At 72.1% G+C, this 18,968-nt stretch carries 19 protein-coding genes; 10 read left to right on the top strand and 9 right to left on the bottom strand.

The genetic code is table 11. The features are described from left to right. Window positions 1-137: 137 nt before the first annotated feature. Window positions 138-980: a class I SAM-dependent methyltransferase gene (locus ACZ6BG_RS01230; protein WP_468995103.1), complete on the bottom strand. Its 843-nt coding sequence runs from the start codon at window positions 978-980 to the stop codon at window positions 138-140. Between the two features lie 390 nt (window positions 981-1,370). Here ACZ6BG_RS01230 and rpsA point away from each other — a divergent pair, with 390 nt between their 5' ends. After that, entirely contained in the window at window positions 1,371-2,876 is a 1,506-nt protein-coding gene (rpsA, locus tag ACZ6BG_RS01225; protein WP_030362924.1) for a 30S ribosomal protein S1, read from the top strand. Window positions 2,877-3,113: 237 nt separating this feature from the next. Here the strand turns inward: rpsA and ACZ6BG_RS01220 are convergent, their stop codons facing one another. After that, window positions 3,114-4,088, bottom strand: a complete 975-nt coding sequence (locus ACZ6BG_RS01220) for a right-handed parallel beta-helix repeat-containing protein (protein WP_468995095.1) — start codon at window positions 4,086-4,088, stop codon at window positions 3,114-3,116. A 251-nt stretch (window positions 4,089-4,339) separates the two neighbouring features. Here ACZ6BG_RS01220 and ACZ6BG_RS01215 point away from each other — a divergent pair, with 251 nt between their 5' ends. The 4 genes from ACZ6BG_RS01215 to ACZ6BG_RS01200 all read left to right on the top strand — a co-directional run bounded on the left by ACZ6BG_RS01215 (window position 4,340) and on the right by ACZ6BG_RS01200 (window position 6,903). Further along, window positions 4,340-5,278 (top strand): PAC2 family protein, encoded by a 939-nt coding sequence (locus ACZ6BG_RS01215; RefSeq protein WP_468995092.1) that lies wholly within the window; start codon window positions 4,340-4,342, stop codon window positions 5,276-5,278. Between the two features lie 108 nt (window positions 5,279-5,386). After that, window positions 5,387-5,989: a dephospho-CoA kinase gene (gene coaE / locus ACZ6BG_RS01210; protein ID WP_468995089.1), complete on the top strand. Its 603-nt coding sequence runs from the start codon at window positions 5,387-5,389 to the stop codon at window positions 5,987-5,989. A gap of 39 nt (window positions 5,990-6,028) precedes the next feature. Continuing rightward, window positions 6,029-6,409 carry a DUF3592 domain-containing protein gene (locus ACZ6BG_RS01205; RefSeq protein WP_468995084.1) on the top strand — a complete coding sequence of 127 codons (381 nt, stop codon included), beginning with the start codon at window positions 6,029-6,031 and terminating at the stop codon, window positions 6,407-6,409. Window positions 6,410-6,507: 98 nt separating this feature from the next. Further along, window positions 6,508-6,903 carry a tetratricopeptide repeat protein gene (locus tag ACZ6BG_RS01200; RefSeq protein ID WP_468448844.1) on the top strand — a complete coding sequence of 132 codons (396 nt, stop codon included), beginning with the start codon at window positions 6,508-6,510 and terminating at the stop codon, window positions 6,901-6,903. 126 nt (window positions 6,904-7,029) lie between these two features. Here ACZ6BG_RS01200 and ACZ6BG_RS01195 read toward each other — a convergent pair whose 3' ends face one another. Next, complete coding sequence (locus ACZ6BG_RS01195; protein WP_468995078.1) at window positions 7,030-7,287, bottom strand: DUF6343 family protein; 258 nt, start codon at window positions 7,285-7,287, stop codon at window positions 7,030-7,032. 77 nt (window positions 7,288-7,364) lie between these two features. Between ACZ6BG_RS01195 and ACZ6BG_RS01190 the strand changes: the two genes are divergently transcribed. Beyond that, the gene (locus ACZ6BG_RS01190; protein WP_468995074.1) at window positions 7,365-8,393 is read left to right on the top strand and encodes an acyltransferase domain-containing protein; all 1,029 of its coding nucleotides are present in this window, start codon (window positions 7,365-7,367) and stop codon (window positions 8,391-8,393) included. Between the two features lie 221 nt (window positions 8,394-8,614). Here the strand turns inward: ACZ6BG_RS01190 and ACZ6BG_RS01185 are convergent, their stop codons facing one another. Further along, the gene (locus ACZ6BG_RS01185; RefSeq protein ID WP_468995069.1) at window positions 8,615-9,091 is read right to left on the bottom strand and encodes an RNA-binding S4 domain-containing protein; all 477 of its coding nucleotides are present in this window, start codon (window positions 9,089-9,091) and stop codon (window positions 8,615-8,617) included. A gap of 143 nt (window positions 9,092-9,234) precedes the next feature. Between ACZ6BG_RS01185 and ACZ6BG_RS01180 the strand changes: the two genes are divergently transcribed. The 4 genes from ACZ6BG_RS01180 to ACZ6BG_RS01165 all read left to right on the top strand — a co-directional run bounded on the left by ACZ6BG_RS01180 (window position 9,235) and on the right by ACZ6BG_RS01165 (window position 14,356). Then, on the top strand, window positions 9,235-10,617 hold the full coding sequence (locus tag ACZ6BG_RS01180) for a M20/M25/M40 family metallo-hydrolase (RefSeq protein ID WP_468995064.1): 1,383 nt from the start codon (window positions 9,235-9,237) through the stop codon (window positions 10,615-10,617). Further along, complete coding sequence (locus tag ACZ6BG_RS01175) at window positions 10,614-12,143, top strand: YfcC family protein (protein ID WP_468995059.1); 1,530 nt, start codon at window positions 10,614-10,616, stop codon at window positions 12,141-12,143. The genes ACZ6BG_RS01180 and ACZ6BG_RS01175 overlap by 4 nt, the downstream gene beginning before the upstream one ends. Before the next feature lie 19 nt (window positions 12,144-12,162). Continuing rightward, a complete protein-coding gene (pip, locus tag ACZ6BG_RS01170; protein WP_468995056.1) occupies window positions 12,163-13,119 on the top strand; it encodes a prolyl aminopeptidase in 957 nt (318 codons plus the stop codon). Window positions 13,120-13,282: 163 nt separating this feature from the next. Continuing rightward, window positions 13,283-14,356: a glycoside hydrolase family 6 protein gene (locus tag ACZ6BG_RS01165; protein ID WP_468997818.1), complete on the top strand. Its 1,074-nt coding sequence runs from the start codon at window positions 13,283-13,285 to the stop codon at window positions 14,354-14,356. Here the strand turns inward: ACZ6BG_RS01165 and ACZ6BG_RS01160 are convergent. From ACZ6BG_RS01160 to ACZ6BG_RS01140, 5 genes are all read right to left on the bottom strand, one after another. After that, window positions 14,338-14,826 carry a GNAT family N-acetyltransferase gene (locus ACZ6BG_RS01160; protein WP_468995053.1) on the bottom strand — a complete coding sequence of 163 codons (489 nt, stop codon included), beginning with the start codon at window positions 14,824-14,826 and terminating at the stop codon, window positions 14,338-14,340. The two genes, ACZ6BG_RS01165 and ACZ6BG_RS01160, sit on opposite strands and share 19 nt — an antisense overlap. Then, window positions 14,823-15,275 carry a RidA family protein gene (locus tag ACZ6BG_RS01155; RefSeq protein ID WP_468995050.1) on the bottom strand — a complete coding sequence of 151 codons (453 nt, stop codon included), beginning with the start codon at window positions 15,273-15,275 and terminating at the stop codon, window positions 14,823-14,825. Before ACZ6BG_RS01155 ends, ACZ6BG_RS01160 begins: the two co-directional genes overlap by 4 nt. An 82-nt stretch (window positions 15,276-15,357) precedes the next feature. Continuing rightward, complete coding sequence (locus tag ACZ6BG_RS01150) at window positions 15,358-16,365, bottom strand: TolB family protein (RefSeq protein ID WP_468995047.1); 1,008 nt, start codon at window positions 16,363-16,365, stop codon at window positions 15,358-15,360. Next, window positions 16,362-17,753, bottom strand: a complete 1,392-nt coding sequence (locus ACZ6BG_RS01145) for an MFS transporter (RefSeq protein ID WP_468995044.1) — start codon at window positions 17,751-17,753, stop codon at window positions 16,362-16,364. Before ACZ6BG_RS01145 ends, ACZ6BG_RS01150 begins: the two co-directional genes overlap by 4 nt. 21 nt (window positions 17,754-17,774) lie before the next feature. Further along, window positions 17,775-18,731 carry a metallophosphoesterase family protein gene (locus ACZ6BG_RS01140; protein ID WP_468995042.1) on the bottom strand — a complete coding sequence of 319 codons (957 nt, stop codon included), beginning with the start codon at window positions 18,729-18,731 and terminating at the stop codon, window positions 17,775-17,777. Window positions 18,732-18,968: the final 237 nt, after the last annotated feature.

The following is an 18,968-nucleotide window of genomic DNA, read 5'->3' as shown; positions in this document are numbered from 1 at the left end:
GCCCCCAGTCTCGTACGCCACCGCGCGGAGCCGGAACCGAGGCCGGAACCGAGACGGGGACCGAGACCCGGGGACGGCCTCAGCCCCGCGTGCACACGAAGCGCGGCCTCAGCCCCGCCCGCACAAGAAGGACGGCCTCAGCCCCGCTCGCACACGAAGATCGCCGTCCCGGGAATGAGGTTCCCGCGCAGCGGGGACCAGCCGCCCCACTCCTGGGTGTTCCATTCCGGCCACTCCGGCTCCACCAGGTCCACCAGGCGGAATCCGCCCGCGACCACGTCCCGCACCCGGTCCCCGACCGTCCGGTGGTGCTCCACGTACACCGCGCGGCCCTGCTCGTCCTGCTCGACGTACGGAGTGCGGTCGAAGTAGGAGGCCGCCACCGAGAGACCCTCGGGCCCCGGCTCGTCCGGGAACGCCCAGCGGATCGGGTGCGTGACGGAGAAGACGAACCGGCCGCCGGGACGCAGCACCCGGTGCACGTCCCGCAGCACCCGCACCGGGTCGGCGACGAACGGCAGCGCCCCGTACGCGGAGCAGGCGAGGTCGAAGGAGCCGTCCGCGAACGGCAGCGCGCCCGCGTCGGCCTCCACCAGCGGCACCCGGGCCCCGAAGCCCTCCTGGATGCGCAGCGCGTGCTGGAGCTGGCGGTGGGAGAGGTCGAGGGCCACCGGCCGGGCGCCCTGCGCGGCGAGCCAGCGCGAACACTGGGCCGCGCCCGCGCCGATCTCCAGGACGTCCTTGCCCTTCAGCTCCTCGGGCGGGCCGAGCAGCTCCGCCTCCACCTCGTCGAGCCCTTCCGGGCCCCACACGAAACGGTCGTCCCCGAGGAACGTGCCGTGCTCGATCTGGTAGTCGTCCGCGTTCCGGTCCCACCAGCCGCGATTGGCGCGGCTGCTCTCCGTGACATCTGCGTCGCGCCGGGTGGCCTCAGGTTCCGGTGCCTCGGGTGCGTCGGGCTCTTGGATGATCCGCTCCATCGTCGTTACTGTGCCGTCTGACGTCGCCGTTACGGTGGCGTCCGGCGTCGGCGGGTGCGTCGCGGCAGGGCGCGATGCGGCCGGTGTGGCCTCATGCAACACGTTTTGTGCCGGGTATGCGGCGATCCGCCCCGGGTGTGCGCCTTCGCGCATTGACCCTGTACGACAGCCCCCGTATGCTACAAGTTGCGCTGCGGGCCTGCGTTCCTCAGACATAGCAGGTTGCGCTCGCGTCTGTTGTATGTCCCCTCGGTTGTCGAGGCGCTTTCCGTTTCCTTCGGGAATCCAGGGAGTCGCGCCTCCTAGGCTGTCCGGCTTCTGCAGAGCGAAACGGGCTCCGGCGTAAGCAGTACCTACGACTTCAATGTCCGTACCGGAGCCCTTTCCCACATGACGAGCAGCACCGAGACCACCGCCACCACTCCGCAGGTAGCGGTCAACGACATCGGTAACGAGGAAGCCTTCCTCGCCGCGATCGACGAGACGATCAAGTACTTCAACGACGGCGACATCGTCGACGGCGTCATCGTGAAGGTCGACCGGGACGAGGTCCTGCTCGACATCGGTTACAAGACCGAAGGCGTCATCCCGAGCCGCGAGCTCTCCATCAAGCACGACGTCGACCCGAACGAGGTCGTCGCCGTCGGTGACGAGATCGAGGCCCTTGTTCTCCAGAAGGAGGACAAGGAAGGCCGCCTGATCCTCTCGAAGAAGCGCGCCCAGTACGAGCGTGCCTGGGGCACCATCGAGAAGATCAAGGAAGAGGACGGGATCGTCACCGGTACCGTCATCGAGGTCGTCAAGGGTGGTCTCATCCTCGACATCGGCCTCCGCGGCTTCCTCCCGGCCTCCCTGGTCGAGATGCGCCGTGTCCGCGACCTTCAGCCCTACGTGGGCAAGGAGCTCGAGGCCAAGATCATCGAGCTGGACAAGAACCGCAACAACGTGGTCCTGTCCCGCCGTGCCTGGCTCGAGCAGACCCAGAGCGAGGTCCGCCAGACCTTCCTCACGACCCTGCAGAAGGGCCAGGTCCGCTCCGGCGTCGTTTCCTCGATCGTCAACTTCGGTGCGTTCGTGGACCTCGGCGGCGTCGACGGTCTCGTCCACGTCTCCGAGCTTTCCTGGAAGCACATCGACCACCCCTCCGAGGTTGTCGAGGTCGGCCAGGAAGTCACCGTCGAGGTTCTCGACGTGGACATGGACCGCGAGCGTGTCTCCCTGTCGCTCAAGGCGACGCAGGAAGACCCGTGGCAGCAGTTCGCCCGCACGCACCAGATCGGGCAGGTCGTTCCCGGTAAGGTCACCAAGCTCGTTCCGTTCGGTGCGTTCGTGCGCGTCGACGAGGGCATCGAGGGCCTGGTCCACATCTCCGAGCTGGCCGAGCGCCACGTGGAGATCCCGGAGCAGGTCGTCCAGGTCAACGACGAGATCTTCGTCAAGGTCATCGACATCGACCTCGAGCGTCGCCGGATCTCGCTGTCGCTGAAGCAGGCCAACGAGTCCTTCGGCGCCGACCCGTCGGCCGTCGAGTTCGACCCGACCCTGTACGGCATGGCCGCGTCCTACGACGACCAGGGCAACTACATCTACCCCGAGGGCTTCGACCCCGAGACCAACGACTGGCTCGAGGGCTACGAGACCCAGCGCGAGGCCTGGGAGACCCAGTACGCCGAGGCGCAGCAGCGCTTCGAGCAGCACCAGGCTCAGGTCATCAAGTCCCGCGAGGCCGACGCCCAGGCGGCGGCCGAGGGTGGCAACGAGGCTCCGGCCGGTGCGGCTCCCGCCGCCTCCGGTGGTGGCTCGTACTCCTCCGAGGGCCCGGACAACTCCGGTGCGCTTGCCTCGGACGAGGCGCTTGCCGCTCTGCGCGAGAAGCTGGCCGGCGGTCAGAGCTGACCGCGCGCCGCTCTCCTAGGCGGTAGCTGAACACTGTGGGCCCGCACCGTTTGGTGCGGGCCCACAGTGTTTTTGTGCGCTTCGCGCCCGGGGGTGCATTGTTCCTGCGGGTGCGTGGGGGCTGGGCGCGCAGTTCCCCGCGCCCCTTACGGGCCCGGGTGTCCCGCGCCCCTTACGGGGTCCGGGTGTCCCGCGCCCCTTACGGGGTCCGGGTGTCCTGTGCGGCTTGTGGGGGCCTTACGGAGTGACCGGGACGTTCGTCAGGCCCTTGCCGCCCTTGACCGTGTTGCTCGCGTGGACCGTTGTCCTGCAGCTTGCGCTGTTGTTCGTCACGTTGATCGCCAGTTGCTTGTCGCCGGACGCGCCCGTCAGGTCGGACTTGTTGCCGCGGAAGACCGTGCCGCAGCCCCAGCCCGACTGCTGGGTGTGGGTCTCGAAGCCGTTGTTCGTGGTGTTCTTGCCGGTGTTGCCCTCGATGACGTAGTCGTTGCCCTTCACGTCGATCCATGAGTCGTCGTAGTTGTTGCCGGTCAGGCCCCTGCCGTCGAAGGTGTTGCCGGAGACCTTGCCGTTCCTCGTGCCTTCCTTGAGGTCGATCGCCTCGCCGCCCACGTCCGGGCCTATGACGTTGTTCAGGATCTGTACGTTGTCGCTCTTGTCGGAGAGGCTGCCCGCGCTGCCGACGTACACGCCCTCGCCCATGCCGCGGTCGTCATTGCCCGTGTCGTAGATCTTCGAATTCTTGATCACGCCGTCGGTGCTCGACTTGCGGAAGTGGACGCCCTCCATGTCCAGGCCGTGGACCGTCACGCCGTCCACCGTGACCCCCTTCGCGGAGTCGATCATGATGCCCTTCTGGCCGCCGGTGACGGTGATGCCCTTGACGGTCCAGTACGAGGCGCCGTTCAGGTGCAGCCCGTAGCCGCCGCCCGCGGTGAGGACGGCCTTCGACGAGCCGGTGAGCGTGATCCGGGAGCCGGAGCTCGCGGCGGTCGAGGTCTTGAAGTTCCCCGAGTACGTGCCGTCGGCGAGGTGGATCGTGTCGCCCGGGCCCGCGGAGCCGAGCGCCGACTTCAGCTGGGCGGCCGTGGAGACCTCGATGGTGGCGGCCGGGCGGGGGGCCGAGGGCGCCGGAGTCGCGTACGCGACCGCAGTGAGGCCACCCGCGGCGGTGGTGGCGACGAGGGCGGCGATGAGGAAGCGGGTGCGCATCGTGGGGTTGCCTTCCCGTGGGGTGCTGCTCTGACGAGCGAAGGTGAGTTCTCGTACATGAACCGTGGACGCGAATCTGAACGCTTCGCTGCTTTGCGACGTTAAGGGTGGGGCATGTTCGCGTCAAGGATGCGAACCGTGCCGACGCCCCGGTAGCGAGCGGATCAGCCGTCGCTGTGAATGCGCGGTCAGGGGAATGCCCGCCCCGCGAGGCGCGTTCTGCTCAATGAACACGAGGAGGAGCGGTCACAGTGCTAGATCCGCAGGGTTTGTACGCGTGGGAGCCGAAGGGCCTCGCTGTTGTCGACATGGCGCTCGCCCAGGAGTCGGCCGGCCTGGTCATGCTCTACCACTTCGACGGATACATCGACGCGGGCGAGACCGGCGACCAGGTCGTCGAGCGGCTCGTGGACAGCCTTCCCGGGCAGGTCGTCGCGCGTTTCGACCACGACCGGCTCGTGGACTACCGTGCCCGGCGCCCGCTGCTCACGTTCCGGCGCGACCGCTGGAGCGACTACGAGGTGCCGACGCTCGACGTCCGTCTCCTCCAGGACGCCACCGGCGCGCCCTTCCTGCTGCTGTCCGGCCCCGAGCCGGACATAGAGTGGGAGCGCTTCGCCGCGGCCGTCAGGGAGATCGTCGAACGGCTCGGCGTGCGGCTCTCGGTGAACTTCCACGGCATCCCCATGGGCGTACCGCACACGCGCCCCGTGGGCCTCACCCCGCACGGCAACCGCGCGGACCTGGTGCCGGGGCACGCCAGCCCCTTCGACGAGGCGCAGGTGCCGGGCAGCGCGGAGGCGCTGGTCGAGTACCGCCTCGCGGAAGCGGGCCACGACGTGCTCGGCGTCGCCGCGCACGTCCCGCACTACATCGCCCGCTCGACCTACCCCGACGCCGCCCTGACCGTCCTGGAGGCCATCACCGCCGCCACCGGCCTGGTCCTTCCCGGCGTCGCGCACGCGCTGCGCACCGAGGCGCACCGCACCCAGACCGAGATCGACCGGCAGGTCCAGGAGGGCGACGAGGAACTGGTCGCGCTCGTGCAGGGACTTGAGCACCAGTACGACGCGGCGGCGGGCGCCGACGCGCGCGGCAACATGCTCGCCGAGCCCGTGGACATCCCGTCCGCGGACGAGATCGGCCGCGAGTTCGAGCGCTTCCTCGCGGAGCGCGAGGGCGACGGCTGACGGTCGGCGGCGGCAGGCCGACGGCCGGGGGGCCGGTGGGGAGCGGGGGACGGGGGAGTGCCGGGGTTCCGGCAGACACGGGGAAGGCGGGCGCATAAGCTGCCGGTCATGCTGAAAGTGGGGCTGACCGGCGGGATCGGTGCCGGCAAGAGTGAAGTGTCACGGCTGCTCGTCGAGCGGGGCGCCGTCCTCGTCGATGCCGACCGCATCGCCCGCGAGGTGGTGGCGCCCGGCACCGAGGGCCTGGCCGCGGTCGTCCGGACCTTCGGCCCTGAGATCCTCGCCGCCGACGGCTCCCTCGACCGCCCGAAGCTCGGCGCGATCGTCTTCGCCGACCCGGAGAAGCTGGCCGCGCTCAACGCGATCGTGCACCCCCTGGTGGGCGCCCGCTCCGCCGAGTTGGAACGCGCCGCCGCCGACGACGCGGTGGTCGTGCACGACGTGCCGTTGCTCGCCGAGAACGGCCTCGGGCCGCTGTACGACGTCGTGGTCGTCGTCGACGCCCGCCCCGAGACCCAACTCGACCGCCTGGTGCGGCTGCGCGGCATGACCGAGGACGACGCCCGCGCGCGGATGGCCGCCCAGGCGGCCCGTGAGAAGCGCCTGGAGATCGCCGACCTCGTCATCGACAACGACGGGCCCCTGGAGCGGCTCGTGCCGCGCGTCGACGAGGTGTGGCGGGACCTGCGGCAGCGGGCCGGGGCGGCGTAGCGCGCGCGGGCCTGGAGAGCGGCGAGAAGGGCGGGCTTTGTGGTCGTACTGGCGGCGTTCACCACCTTGGGCGGGCTCGTCGCGCTGCTCGCGGGCGCGTACGGCCTGCAGCGCACCCGGCGCCTCACCGAGGCCGGAGAGATCGCGGAGGCCCTGGTCAAGGCGGTGCTGCAAGGAGCCGACCGGCCGACCCTGCAGTTCGAGACCGCCGACGGGCGGGTCCTTGAAGTCGTCTCACCGGTGCCCGCGAACCGGCGGCGGCCCCTGCGCGCCGGGGAGCGCGTGCGCATCGCCTACGACGCGGACGACCCGCGCGAGGTCGTGCTCCTCGGCCGGGAACGGCGCGGCCTGGACTGGGCGTTCGTGGCGGCGGGCGCGATCCTGGTGATCGTGGGGCTCGCGCTGGGGATGGCGGGCTGACCCCCGGGACGCGCCCGCGCGTACGTGCCCCGTCCGGCCTCGGAATATGCCGGATCGGGTGGTGTGTTGACGCAGAGGAGTGAGGGAAGGAGTCCGGCGTGCCCGAAAGCAGCCCGGAGAGCCATGTCATCGATTTCCGCGCGGCCGAGCAACTGCTCGCCGCCCGGGACCCGCGGGGTGCGGTGAAGCTGCTCGACTCCGTCATCGCCGCCCATCCGGAGAACACCGCCGCGCGGCTCCTGCGCGCCCGCGCCTTCTTCGCCTCCGCGCAACTGCGCGCCGCCGAGCTGGAGTTCAGCATCGTCCTCGAGCGCGAGCCGGACAACGCGTTCGCGCACTTCGCCCTCGCCCGCACCTACGAGCGCGCCGCCCGGCCCGACCAGGCCCGCCGCCACTTCCGGCTCGCCGCCGCGCTCGACCCGCAGCCGGAGTATCTGGCGGCCGCGCGGTTCGACGAGGACGCGGGCGGGGCCGGGGGAGCGGGCGGCGGCTAGGGCCTGTCCGGTGGGGCGTCGGGGGCTGCCCTGGGTGCGAGGTCGCCTGGTCGTGGGGGCTGCCCGGGGTGCCAGGCCCGCCGAGTCGTGGGGCTGCCGGGCGGTCGGGTCGCGCGCGTAGAGGGGTCAGGTTCCAGGTGGGTCGTACGGCGGTACGTCCCGGCCCGGCTGGAAGTGCGGGCCCTGGCGGATGTGCCGTACGACCAGCGTCATGTCGACGACCACCACCAGCCACAGCACCCCGCACGCCACCGCCCACGCGGTGCGCCCGGCGAGCGCGAACGCGACCGTCCCCGCGGCCGCCCACACCAGCCCCCATACGCTGAACCAGAAGCGCATACGCAGCGGACTGCGCGCGGTCAGCGGTTCACTGCCTGTGCGCATGGAAACGTCATCTCCTCCTTCCAGGGTCCACCCGGTACGGGGTGAACGGAAGGGCCGACCGAGGGGCAGGTGGAGCCGTGCTGGACGCACTGCGGGCCGCGGCCGAGCGCGACGAGGCGCTCGCCGCATGGCTGGAGGGCCTTGAGGACGGGGGCGCGCCGGTCGCCGACGCCGTCCTGCCGGACGCCGACGAGCTGCCCGACATCCTCTTCGACCTCGCCGTGCCCCACGAGGACATCAACGCACTGCTCGGCCTGCGGGCCCGGATCCTCGGCGACCCGGGCGCACGACGGCTCCTCGACCTGTGCGTCGGCGCGCTGCTGCGGGACCTCGGCGAGCCCGGGTCCGACGTGCGGCTGCCCGTCCTGCCCGCGGGCCTCGGTGAGCTGGGCAGCTGCTTCTACGTCTTCGTCTTCGTCGCCGCGCTGCCCCACGTGCGTGACTACCATCGGCGCCACGGCATCCCCGACGACGTGTCCCGGCGCACCCTCGCCGATCTGGGGCGGCACATGGCCGTCCACCGCAGGCGTCACGGCACGCGGGGCGTGCCCGTGCCCGGCTGGCACGCGCTGCACTTCCGCGGTGAGCTCTACCAGTTGGGGCGGCTGCAGTTCCAGCGGGCGGTGCTCGGGGAGCGGATGGCGGCCGACGTCGCCGCGGCGGGGCGCGGGGCCGACGCCGGGGATCTGTGTCTGAGCGTGCACATCCCCGACTTCCTCGGGCCGATGTCCGACGCCGCGTGTCAGCGGTCCGTGGAGCTGGCCAGGGAGTTCTTTCCCCGGCACTTTCCCGGGGAGCGGTACGACGTGGTCGTCTGTCACTCGTGGCTGCTCGATCCGCAGTTGAAGCGGTATCTGCCGGGGGCGGCCAACATCGTGCGGTTCCAGGAGCGGTTTCGGCTCGCTGAGACGTATGCGGGGCAGGAGCCGGATGACGGGTTGCCGGTGGGGTTCGTCTTCGGGGACCGGGGGCTTGATGTGGCGGGGTTGCCTCGGCGGACCCGGGTGGAGCGGGCCGTGGGGGATCACTTGCGGGGTGGGGGGCATTGGTATGAGGGGCATGGGTGGTTTCCGCTGGGGCGTCCCCAATCCCGCCCCTTCCCGTAACCGGGGCGCTGCGCCCCCGGGCCCCCGCTCTTGGTGGACGTCCACGTCCCGTGCGGGTGGGACGGCCCTCCGCCGAATCGGCGCTTCGCGCCTCGTCCTCAAGCGCCGGACGGGCTGAAATCCCTGGCTCGTCCTCGGGTGTCGGGTGGGCTGAGATCCCTGGCTCGTCCTCGGGGGTCGGGTGGGCTGAAACCCTGGCTCGCCCTCAAGCTTCGAGCGGGCTAGCCCCGGCCGTCCTCATCTGGCGTGCGGTGCGTGTCCGGTCGGTTCGGCGTGGGCGAAAGTGTCGGGCCCGTGCGGGAGTTGAGGGCGCGTAGGCGGTCCATGTCGCGGCGGTCGCGTTTGGTGGGGCGGCCCGTGCCGCGGTCGCGGATGCCCGCGGGGGCCACGGCCTCGCGCGGGGGCGGGGGCGGGCTGTTGTCCACGTAGCACTCGACGGCCACGGGCGCGCCGACCCGCTTGCGGATGAGGCGCTTGACGATCACGACGCGCTCGCGGCCGCCCGCCTGGCGCAGCCGGACCTCGTCGCCCTCCTTCACGCCGTACGCGGGCTTCACGCGTTCGCCGTTGACGCGGACGTGGCCGCCCTTGCAGGCCGCGCCGCCCGCCGAGCGGGTCTTGACCAGTCGTACGGACCAGATCCAGCTGTCGACGCGCACGGTGCCGCCGCCCGTGCCCGGTGAAGTCTCCGAAGCCATGCGTCGACCTTAGTGCGGCATCGGTGCGGGGAGCCCGGCTGCCCGGCGAGCCGTCCGGAATCCGCGAGTCGCCGCACTCGATAATTCGGGCCATTCATGGCAAATCACTCATACGTCCGCCCTCAGATCGCAGAGGTGCTCCCATGACGCCCGAAGAGCTCGCCACCACGGTCGACGGACTGATGGACGGCCTGCGCACCGACCTCGTCCGGCTCGCCGAGATCCCCTCCATCGCCTTCCCCGGGTTCCCGGCCGGCCCCGTCCAGGAAGCGCACGACCTGGTCGCGGAGCTGCTGCGCGACGCCGGTGTGCCGCACGTCGAGCGCCTCGACCTGCCGGACACCGCGCCGGTGGTCTACGGCGAGATCCCGCCACCGGATCCCGGCGCCCCGACCGTGCTGCTCTACGGCCACTACGACGTCCAGCCGCCCGGCGACGAGAAGCTGTGGCGGTCGCCGCCCTTCGAGCCGACGCCGATCGACGGGGACGGCGACGGGCTGCGGGCGCGCGGCATCGCCGACGACAAGTCCAACGTCATCGCCCACATCGGGATGCTGCGGGCCTACGGCGGGCGGCCGCCCGTCGGCGTCAAGATCGTCATCGAGGGGCAGGAGGAGTACGGCAGCGCCTTCGACGGCTATCCGCCCACCGACCCCGACCGCTTCGCCTGCGACGCCATGGTCATCGCCGACCTCGGCAACCTCCGCCCCGGCACCCCCACCCTCACCACCGGGCTGCGCGGCGCCGCCGAGGTCGTCGTCGAGGCGCGCACCCTGGACGAGCCCCGGCACAGCGGCGAGTTCGGCGGCGCCGCCCCCGACGCGCTCCTCGTGCTGCTCAAGGCGCTCGCCACGCTGCACGACGTGCACGGGGACGTCGCCGTGGAGGGGCTGCGGCGGGAGGAGTGGGCCGGCACCTCGTACACCGAGGAGGAGTTCCGGGCGCTCGCCGGGGTGCGCGAGGGGATGCCGCTCATCGGCAGCGGCGGGCTCGGCGAGCGGCTGTGGAGCGGGCCCGCGATCACCGTGATCGGCCTGGACGCGCCGAGCGTCGAGCACGCGGCGTCGGCGGTCGTGCCGTACGCCCGCGCCAAACTGAACCTGCGGTTCCATCCCCGGCAGGACCCGGTGGAGGCACGGGCGCGGCTCGTCGAGCACCTGCGCTCGCTGCGCCCCTTCGGCGTCCCGCTGACCGTCACCCCCGGCGACACCGGCCCCGGCTACGAGGCCGAGACCGGCGGGCCCGCCTACCGCGCCGCGCTCACCGCCCTCAAGGAGGCCTGGGGCAAGGAGGCCGCGTACGTGGCGACCGGCGGGTCCATCCCGCTCGTCAACGGGCTCGCGCAGGCGGCACCCGGCGCCGAGGTCCTGCTGTTCGGCGCGCAGGACAGCATGTGCAACCTGCACGCGCCCAACGAGCGCGTGCTGCTCTCGGAGCTGCGCGACACGGTGGTCGCGATGGGCGCGTTCGTACGGGAGTACGCCGCCTCGTACGCCGCTCGCGGCGGGGACGGGAGCGACGCGTGAGCACCACCACGACCGAGCCGGGCACCGAGGAGCCCGCGCCCAAGAGCAGGTTCACCTTCCCCAGCGCCCTGACCGTGCTGGCGATCGTCACCGTCGCCGTGTGGCTGCTCGCGTTCCTCGTGCCGCCGGGCGCCTACGACCGCAACGACAAGGGCGCGCCCGTCCAGGGCAGTTACCACCGCGTCCCCGACGACCAGTCCTTCGTCGACCGCCTCAACGACCTCTTCCTCGCCCCCGTCAACGGCCTCTACGGCGTGCAGGACACCGAGTCAGGGCAGGTCGGCCCCGACCTGGTCGGCGAGCTGTACGGCAGCGCGGGCGTCTTCCTCTTCGTCCTCGCCATCGGCGCGTTCATCACCGTCGTGTTCGCCACCGGCGCCCTCGACCGGGGCATCGGACGGCTCGCCCACCGGCTGCGCGAACGCGGCGCGATGCTCATCGCGGGCGTCATGGTGGTCTTCTCCGTCCTCGGCACCGTGGAGGGCTTCGCCGAGGAGACGCTGGGCTTCTACGGCCTGATCGTGCCGCTGATGCTCGCCCTCGGCTACGACCGCATGACCGCCGTCGGCGCGATCATCCTGGGCGCGGGCGTCGGCGTCCTCTGCTCGACCGTCAACCCCTTCGCCACCGGCGTCGCCTCGTCGGCGGCGGACATCTCGCTCGGCGACGGCATCGTCCTGCGGTTCGCGATGTGGCTGGTGCTCACGGGCGTCACGGTCGCGTACGTCATCCGCTACGCCCGCCGCGTACAGAAGGACCCCGAGCGGTCCCTGAGCGGGTTCCTGCCGGGTGACCGGGACGGCGCCGCCGCCGAGCGGTCGGGGGAGGTGCCCGAGCTGACCGGGCTGCACAAGGCCATCCTGGTCGTGGTCGCCCTGGTCTTCGCGTTCATGATCTTCTCGGTGGTGCCGTGGTCCAGCGCGCTGACGGGCGACGCGGACGCCGAGCCGTACGGCTTCGAACTCGGCTGGTCCTTCCCGCAGTTGGCCGCCCTGTTCCTGTGTGCGGCGGTCCTCGTGGGCCTGGTCGCGCGGATGGGCGAGCAGAAGCTCAGCTCGACGGTCATCCAGGGGGCGGCGGACTTCATCTCGCCCGCGCTGGTCATCGTGCTGGCGCGCGGGGTCACCGTCATCATGAACAACTCGCGCATCACGGATACCGTGCTGCACTCGATCGAGGGGGTCGTGAAGGGCACCTCGTCGGGGCTCTTCGCCATCATCGTGTTCCTCGTCAACCTGCCGCTGGCCTTCCTCATCCCCTCCACCTCGGGGCACGCCACCCTCGCCATGCCGATCCTCGCGCCTCTCGCCGACTTCGCCGGGGTCCCCCGGTCCGTCGTCGTCACCGCGTGGGCCGCGGCCAGCGGCTGGATGAACCTGTGGGTGCCGACGACCGCCGTCACCATCGGCGGGGTCGCGCTCGCCAAGGTCGGCTACGACAAGTACCTGCGGTTCGTATGGCCGCTGCTCGCCATCCTGTCCGTGCTCATCTGCGCCTTCGTGGCCGTGGGCGCGGCGCTCACCTGAGGGCGGTTACCGTGCCGGGATGAGTCTTTACCCGGAGATCGAGCCGTACGACCACGGCATGCTCGACGTCGGCGACGGCAACCGCGTGTACTGGGAGGTCTGCGGCAACCCGCTCGGCAAGCCCGCCGTGCTGCTGCACGGCGGGCCCGGGTCCGGCTGCACCCCCGGATTCCGGCGCTACTTCGACCCCGACGCCTACCGGATCGTGCTGCTCGACCAGCGCGGCAGCGGCCGCTCCACACCGCACGCCAGTGACCCCGCCACCGACATGTCCGTCAACACCACCAAGCATCTGCTCGCCGACCTCGAACTGCTGCGGCGGCACCTGCGCGTCGAGCGGTGGCTGGTCTGGGGCGTCTCCTGGGGGTCGGTGCTGGGCCTCCGCTACGCCCAGACCTACCCGGACCGGGTGTCCGAGCTGGTCCTCACCGGGCTCGCCACCGGGAGCCAGGCCGAGGTCGACCTGCTCACCCGGGGGCTCGGGCGGGTGTTCCCCGAGGCGTGGGCCGCCTTCCGTGACGGGGTGCCCGAGGAGGCGCGGGACGGGGATCTCGCCGAGGCCTATCTGCGGTTGCTGTCCTCCGGGGACGCCGACGTGCGGGCGCGGGCAGCGCGGGCCTGGACCGACTGGGAGACCGCCTTCGCCATGGCCGCGCCCCGGTCCGTCGCCCGGTACGAGGACCCGGTGTTCCGGGCCGGGTTCGCCCGGACCGTCACCCACTACTTCGCCAACGGGCACTGGTTGGGGGAGGACGGGGTGGTGCTGCGGGACGCGGGGGCGCTGCGGGGGATCCCGGGGGTGGTGGTGCAGGGGAGCCTCGACTTCGGGAACCTGCTGGGGGTGCCGTGGCGCCTGCAGCGGGGCTGGGGGGACGGGGAGTTGGTCGTCGTGGGGGATGTGGGGCATGACGCGGGGGCGGCGGGGATCGCTGCGGCGCTGGTGCGGGCCACCGATGGGTTTCGGGCCGGGGGATAGGGGCCCGCGGGGCGGTTGGAGGGGGGAGCCCCGGTGTGCGCCGCCGCCGTCGGGGTGATCTTCCCGGGGCGTGGGGAAGTTCGGGCGTCCGGGTGGGCACGTTCTGCGCAACGCGCCGGGGATCGCCGGTGCCTGGTGAGTGGAGCGGCCTGTGGTGCGCGGGATTCTGTCGCGGGGGCTTGTCTGTGTCGCCGCTCTTGTGGGGCTCGCCGTCCCCGGTGGTGCGGGGGCGGAAGCCGACGCCGGAGGGGTGCCCGGGGCCGTGGAGTTCTGGGTGAATCCGGACACCTCGGCCGCTCGGCAGGTGATCGAGTGGCGGAAGCAGGGACGGCTCGCCGACGCCTGGTTCATGGGGCGCATCGCCGGGCGGGCCCAGGCCGAGTGGCTCTACGAGGACACGGTGGCGGGGGCGGGCGCCGCGGGCGGGACCCGGGACGCGGTGCGGGGACACGTCGAGAAGGCCGCCGCTGCCGGGCGTACCGCCGTGCTCGTCGCCTACTTCGTACCGCACCGCGACTGCGGGGACTACTCGGCGGGGGGCGCGCGCGACGCCGCGCACTACCGCGCGTGGATCGACGCCTTCGCCGACGGCATCGGCACGCACGCCGCGTACGTCATCGTCGAACCGGACGCCGTCGCCCAGGAAGTCGCCGGATGCGAGGGCGCCGACGCCACCGAGCGGTACGCGCTGCTCGCCCACGCCGTCGCCCGGCTCAAGCAGCAGCCCGGCGCCAAGGTCTATCTCGACGCGGGCAACGCGAGCTGGATCCCCCAGGAGAGCCGTCTCGTCGCACCGCTGCGCCAGGCCGGCGTCGACCAGGCCGACGGCTTCGCGCTCAACGTCTCCAACTACCGCACCACCGAGGAGAGCGCCGCGTACGGCCACCGCCTCGCCCGCGCCCTCGGTGGCGGCAAGCACTTCGTCATCGACACCAGCCGCAACGGCAACGGGCCCTACACGGGCGACGACAAGGCCTGGTGCAACCCGCCCGGACGCGCCCTCGGCATCCCGCCCACCACCCGCACCGGCGACCCCGCCATCGACGCCTTCCTGTGGATCAAGCGGCCGGGCGAGTCGGACGGCACGTGCCGGGGCGGGCCCGCCGCCGGGACGTGGTGGCCGGAGTACGCCCTCGGGCTCGCCGTCCGGGCGCGCGGCGCGCACCTGGTGAGTCTGGCGCCTCCGGGTGTTCCCGGTGTGCGTGAGGTTCCCGCTGTTCAGGGGCGCCAGACGTAGCGGACGTCCGGCTCGCGTTCCTCGTTGTCCGCGCCGTCCGTCCAGCGGTCCGCCGTGAAGCCGTGGCGTTCGTAGAAGCGGTGCGCGGGCTCGTTGACCTGGAAGGTGTGGAGGGAAAGGCCGGTGGGGGCCTGTTCCTTGGCCAGGGCGACGAAGCGGTCGCCGATGCCCCGGCCGCGCCACTCGGGCGCCAGGTACAGCTGGCTCAGGTCCCTCGGTGCCAAGGCCCGGTCGGGTTCGGGGCCCTCCAGGACCATCATGCCCACGACCTCTCCCGCCGCCTCCGCCACCCACGTGTCGCCCCGCCCCACCACCACGTACCGGAAGAAGTCCCGGACCTCGTCGTCGGAGTGGGCGCGGCGCACGGTCGGCAGGGCGGCGTCGTACGAGCGCAGGTACACGTCGGCCACCGCGCGGGCGTCCGCCTCGGTGGCGGGGCGCAGCGTGACGGTGGCGGCCGAGGGGCTCACGCGTCCGCCCCGGCGGGCACGACGGCCGTGGCGGTGATCTCCACCAACTGGCCGGGGTAGCCGAGGACGGTCACGCCGAGCAGCGTCGAGGTGTGCGGGCGTTCGGTGAGGAGCTCGGAAGCGCGGACCACGTCCCACACCCGCGACAGCACTCCGGGCTCGTCCCCGACGACGTACACCGTGCTCGCCACCACCTGCGACAGCTCGCTGCCGATGGCGCGCAGGGCCTCGTCGAGATTGGCGATGACCTGCTGTGCCTGGAGGACCGGGTCGTCCTTGCCGACGAGGTTTCCGTCGGCGTCCAGAGGGACGGAACCGGCCATGAACGCGAGACGCGTACCGGCTTCCACGACGGCCGCGTGGGCGTATCCGGGGGGCGGGAAGAGGCTGGGGACGATGGCGCGAAGGACGGGGGTGTCGGGGGCGGTGGGGGTGGAGTCGGTGGTCATGGGGGCATCGTGCGGTGTCGGGCGGGGCGGGCGCATCCGGATTTCGGGGGCGCCCACCCGGAGGTCGTCGCCCGTGGCGGGCTCAGCGCACCTGCGCCGGTGAACTGGCGCCCGGCACCTGAAGCTCGGGGGTGCCCGTGCCGTCCGCCCGCGCCGTCCAGATGTCCTGCTTGCGGCCCTCGCGGCCCGGCAGGGCGTACGCCAGCGTGTCGTTGTCCAGCCAGGCCGCCTGGTCGTCGACGCTGCGGCTTTCGGAGAGGGGGTGCTCGCGCATGGTGCGCAGGTCGAGGACGTACAGGCGCCAGGGGTTCTTCGTGCCGCCGCGCACCCGCTTCTTGAAGGCGAGGCGGGTGTTGTCGGGGGAGAGGGACGGGCACTCGGCGTTCTCGCGCAGGGCGCGGGCCGCCCACTTCCGCATGTCGCCCCGCACCAGGTACGTCTTGCCCTTCGTCGAGACGGTGGCGTAGAAGCGGTTGTCGTCGCGGGCGAAGGTGACGCCCCAGTAGTTGACGTCGGGGGAGTGGTAGCGGCGGCCGTCGAGGGTGAGGGGGATCTCCTCCATGTTCTTGACCAGGTAGCCGGTGCGGGTGTCCAGGATCGAGGTGCGGGTGGAGAAGGACGAGTCGCCGCCCGCGTACGAGTCGCCGGTGGTGAACATCGTCCACGACAGCATCCGGCCGGACGCCGAGACCCGCGCCCGGTTCGGGATGCCGGTGAGCGCCACGCGCCGCTTCTCGCGCAGCCGCTCGTCGAGGACCACGGCGTACGACTTCGGCGGGATGCCGGGGCGGCGCAGCAGGCACAGGGCGGTGCCCCCGGCGGCGTAGAAGCGTTCGCAGGAAGGGCCGCCCGGGGTGCGGGGGCCGGTGCCGGACGCGGGGAGGCGGGCGACACGGCCCGCTCCCTCCTGCGTCGAGCGGAAGTAGAGATGGCCGGGGTCGAGGGCGAACTCCGAGCTGGAGGCGATCGGTTCGGCCCGGTGGACGGCGCGGACGGTGTACGTGACGGCCACGGCGGCAAGGAGGGCGGCGGCCGCCACGACGGAGACGACGCGCAGACGGGTGGACGCCTCGGGCGGGGTGAGGGTCATGGGGTGCCTTCCGGGGGTGCGTGGGGTTTCTCCGGCGGCGCGTGGGGCTCCGCAGAGGTCGGTGCGGGGTCCGGAGGGCTCGGCGCGGGGTCCGGCGGGGCCTCCGTCGACCGCAGCAGCGCCGCCCCGCCCGCGAGCGCCACCGTCAGCGCGAGCGCCGCGCACGTCAGGGCCGCGCCGATGCCCCACAGGGTCCAGGCCGCGCCGAAACCCGCCGCCGCGAGCAGCCGGCTGAGCGCCTGGCCCGTCTGGAGCACCGCCATGCCGCTCGCCCGCCGCCCCTGCGGCAGGCACGGCGTGGCCAGGGCCATCAGGACGCCGTCGGTCGCCGCGTAGAACACGCCGAGCGCGAGCAGCACCCCGACGAGCAGCGTCCGGCCGCCGGTGGGCAGGAGCAGCAGGACGTACGCGACGAGGAGCGCGCCGTGGCCCGCGAGGAACGGGCCGCGACGGCCGACGCGGTCGGCGAGCCGCCCCACCGGCACGGCGAGCAGCAGATACACCGCCGCCGTACCGAGCGGAAGCAGCGGGAACCAGCTCTCCGCGAAGTCCAGGCGCCGCTGGAGCAGCAGATAGAGGAAGGCGTCGCCGACGGTCGCCGCGCCGAGCAGCGCGGCGGCGGCGCAGACGCGGCGGAAGGCGGGGACGCGCAGCAGCGTGAGCGCCTTGCGCGGGCGGGCCGCCGGTGCCGTCGCGGGCGCCGTGGGCAGTGCGTCCCGGCCCGGCACGAAAGCGACCAGGAGCAGCACCCCGAACAGCCCGAAGCAGAAGCTGACGACGAACACCGCGTCGTACGCGTCCGCCGTCACCCACAGCAGCGCGAACGCCGCGAGCGGGCCGAGCAGCGCACCCGTCGTGTCCATCGCCCGGTGCACGCCGAACGCCCGGCCGAGCCCGTCCGGCGGGCTGCTCAACGAGATCAGCGCGTCCCGCGGCGCCGTCCGCACGCCCTTGCCGAGGCGGTCCGCCGCGATCGCCGCCCCGATCCCGGCCGTGGCACCGCCCGCCAGCAGCAGCCCGAGCCGGGACAGCGCGGACAGCAGATACCCGGAGCCCGCGACGAGCTTGTGCCGCCCGCCGCGGTCGGCCGCGTACCCGCCGAGGAGCCGTACGAACGCCGTGGCGCCGTTGTAGAGACCGTCGAGGAAACCGAACGCCAGCGGCGACAGGCCGAGGCCGAGGACGAAGTACAGCGGGAGCACCGCCGCGACCATCTCCGAGGAGATGTCGGTGACGAGGCTGACGGCGCCGAGCGCGAGGACGGGGCCGGTGACGCGCCCGCGCCCCTTGCCCTTGCGCCCGCCGCTGTCGCCCTTGCCGGTGTGCTCGGCCTTGCCGTTCTTCTTGTCCTTGGCCGTGGCGACCGCGTCCGTGGTGGCCAGATACATCTGCGCGACACCCGGGCCGGATCAGCGGCAGCTGTACGACGGGCTGGTGTCCTTCGTCGACCCGTCCGTGCCGATCAGCTTCCAGGAGAAGCCCGTGTCGGTGAAGTCGAGTTTCACGACGCCATAGGTGTTGGTGATCCGCTTCTGGCTGTTGGGCTGGACCTCCTCGATCTTGTACGGGTTCGCTCCGCCCGTACCGGCGAGGATCTCGACGATGCCGTTCGAGTCGGCGGAACCGTTCGACTTCTGCGGCGCGAACCGCTCGTAGTGGTGGTCGTGGCCGCCGAGGACCAGCTCCGCCTTCGCGTCGTCGAGCAGCTTCCAGACCGGCTTGCCGACCGGGTTGTTGCCGTGCTCGCCGGAGGAGAACAGCGGGTGGTGGAAGTACGCGGCCACGCACTTCTTGGAGTTCGCGGCCAGGTCCTTCTTCAGCCACTCGATCTGCGCGCTGCTGTCGAAGCTGTTGGAGTCGAGCGCGATGAAGTGCCAGTTGTCCTGGTCGAAGCTGTAGTAGCTCTTGCCGTTCGGGTAGGCGACCGAGCCGAAGTAGGACTTGTAGCCCTTGAGCGGGCCCGCCGGGTCGTACGTCTCGTGGTTGCCCGGCACGGGCTTGGTCTTGTCCTTGAAGGCGCCCCAGGTGGTCGCGTAGTACTTCTGGAAGTCCTTCAGGCGCGCGTCGTCGTACTGGTTGTCGCCCATGGTCATCACGAACCGCGGGTTGAGCTGCTTGACGAGCGCGGCCGTCTTCGGGTGCGCGCAGTCGCTGTCGCTCTTGGTGCACTGCTCGGCGATGTCGCCGACGGCCACGGCCGAGAAGGCCGCCCGCGGCGCCGCGGCGTCGGCCTCGTCGGCCGGCGACCACAGGAGTACTCCGCCGACCACGGCGAGCGCGGTGGCCGTGGCGGCTGGGATGGCCCAACGGGCCTTCTTCGTGCGGGAGTTGGGGGTTACCTCGATGACACGGGGGGTGCTCGGCATGTCCGTCTCCTGATCGCGTGGGGGGTGTCGCGTGGGGTGCGGGAGATTCCGTTTCAGGAATGGTGGCGAGGCGACATGAGCGCGTCAATATCGTGGACCATAATTGTTAGGAAACTTTCCTACCGAGGGTGCGGGGGCTCGCCGAGGGCGCGCGGGCGGGCTCGGGGGCGGGCTCGGGGGCGGGGCGGGGTGCGGGGCCGCTTTAGGGTGGCGGTGGGAGCCGAGGGGCGCGTGTGC

The sequence above is a fragment of the Streptomyces sp. NPDC041205 genome, assembly GCF_055591765.1.
The sequence above is the reverse complement of the archived record's forward strand: the minus strand, read 5'-3'. Positions and strand labels throughout refer to the sequence as shown.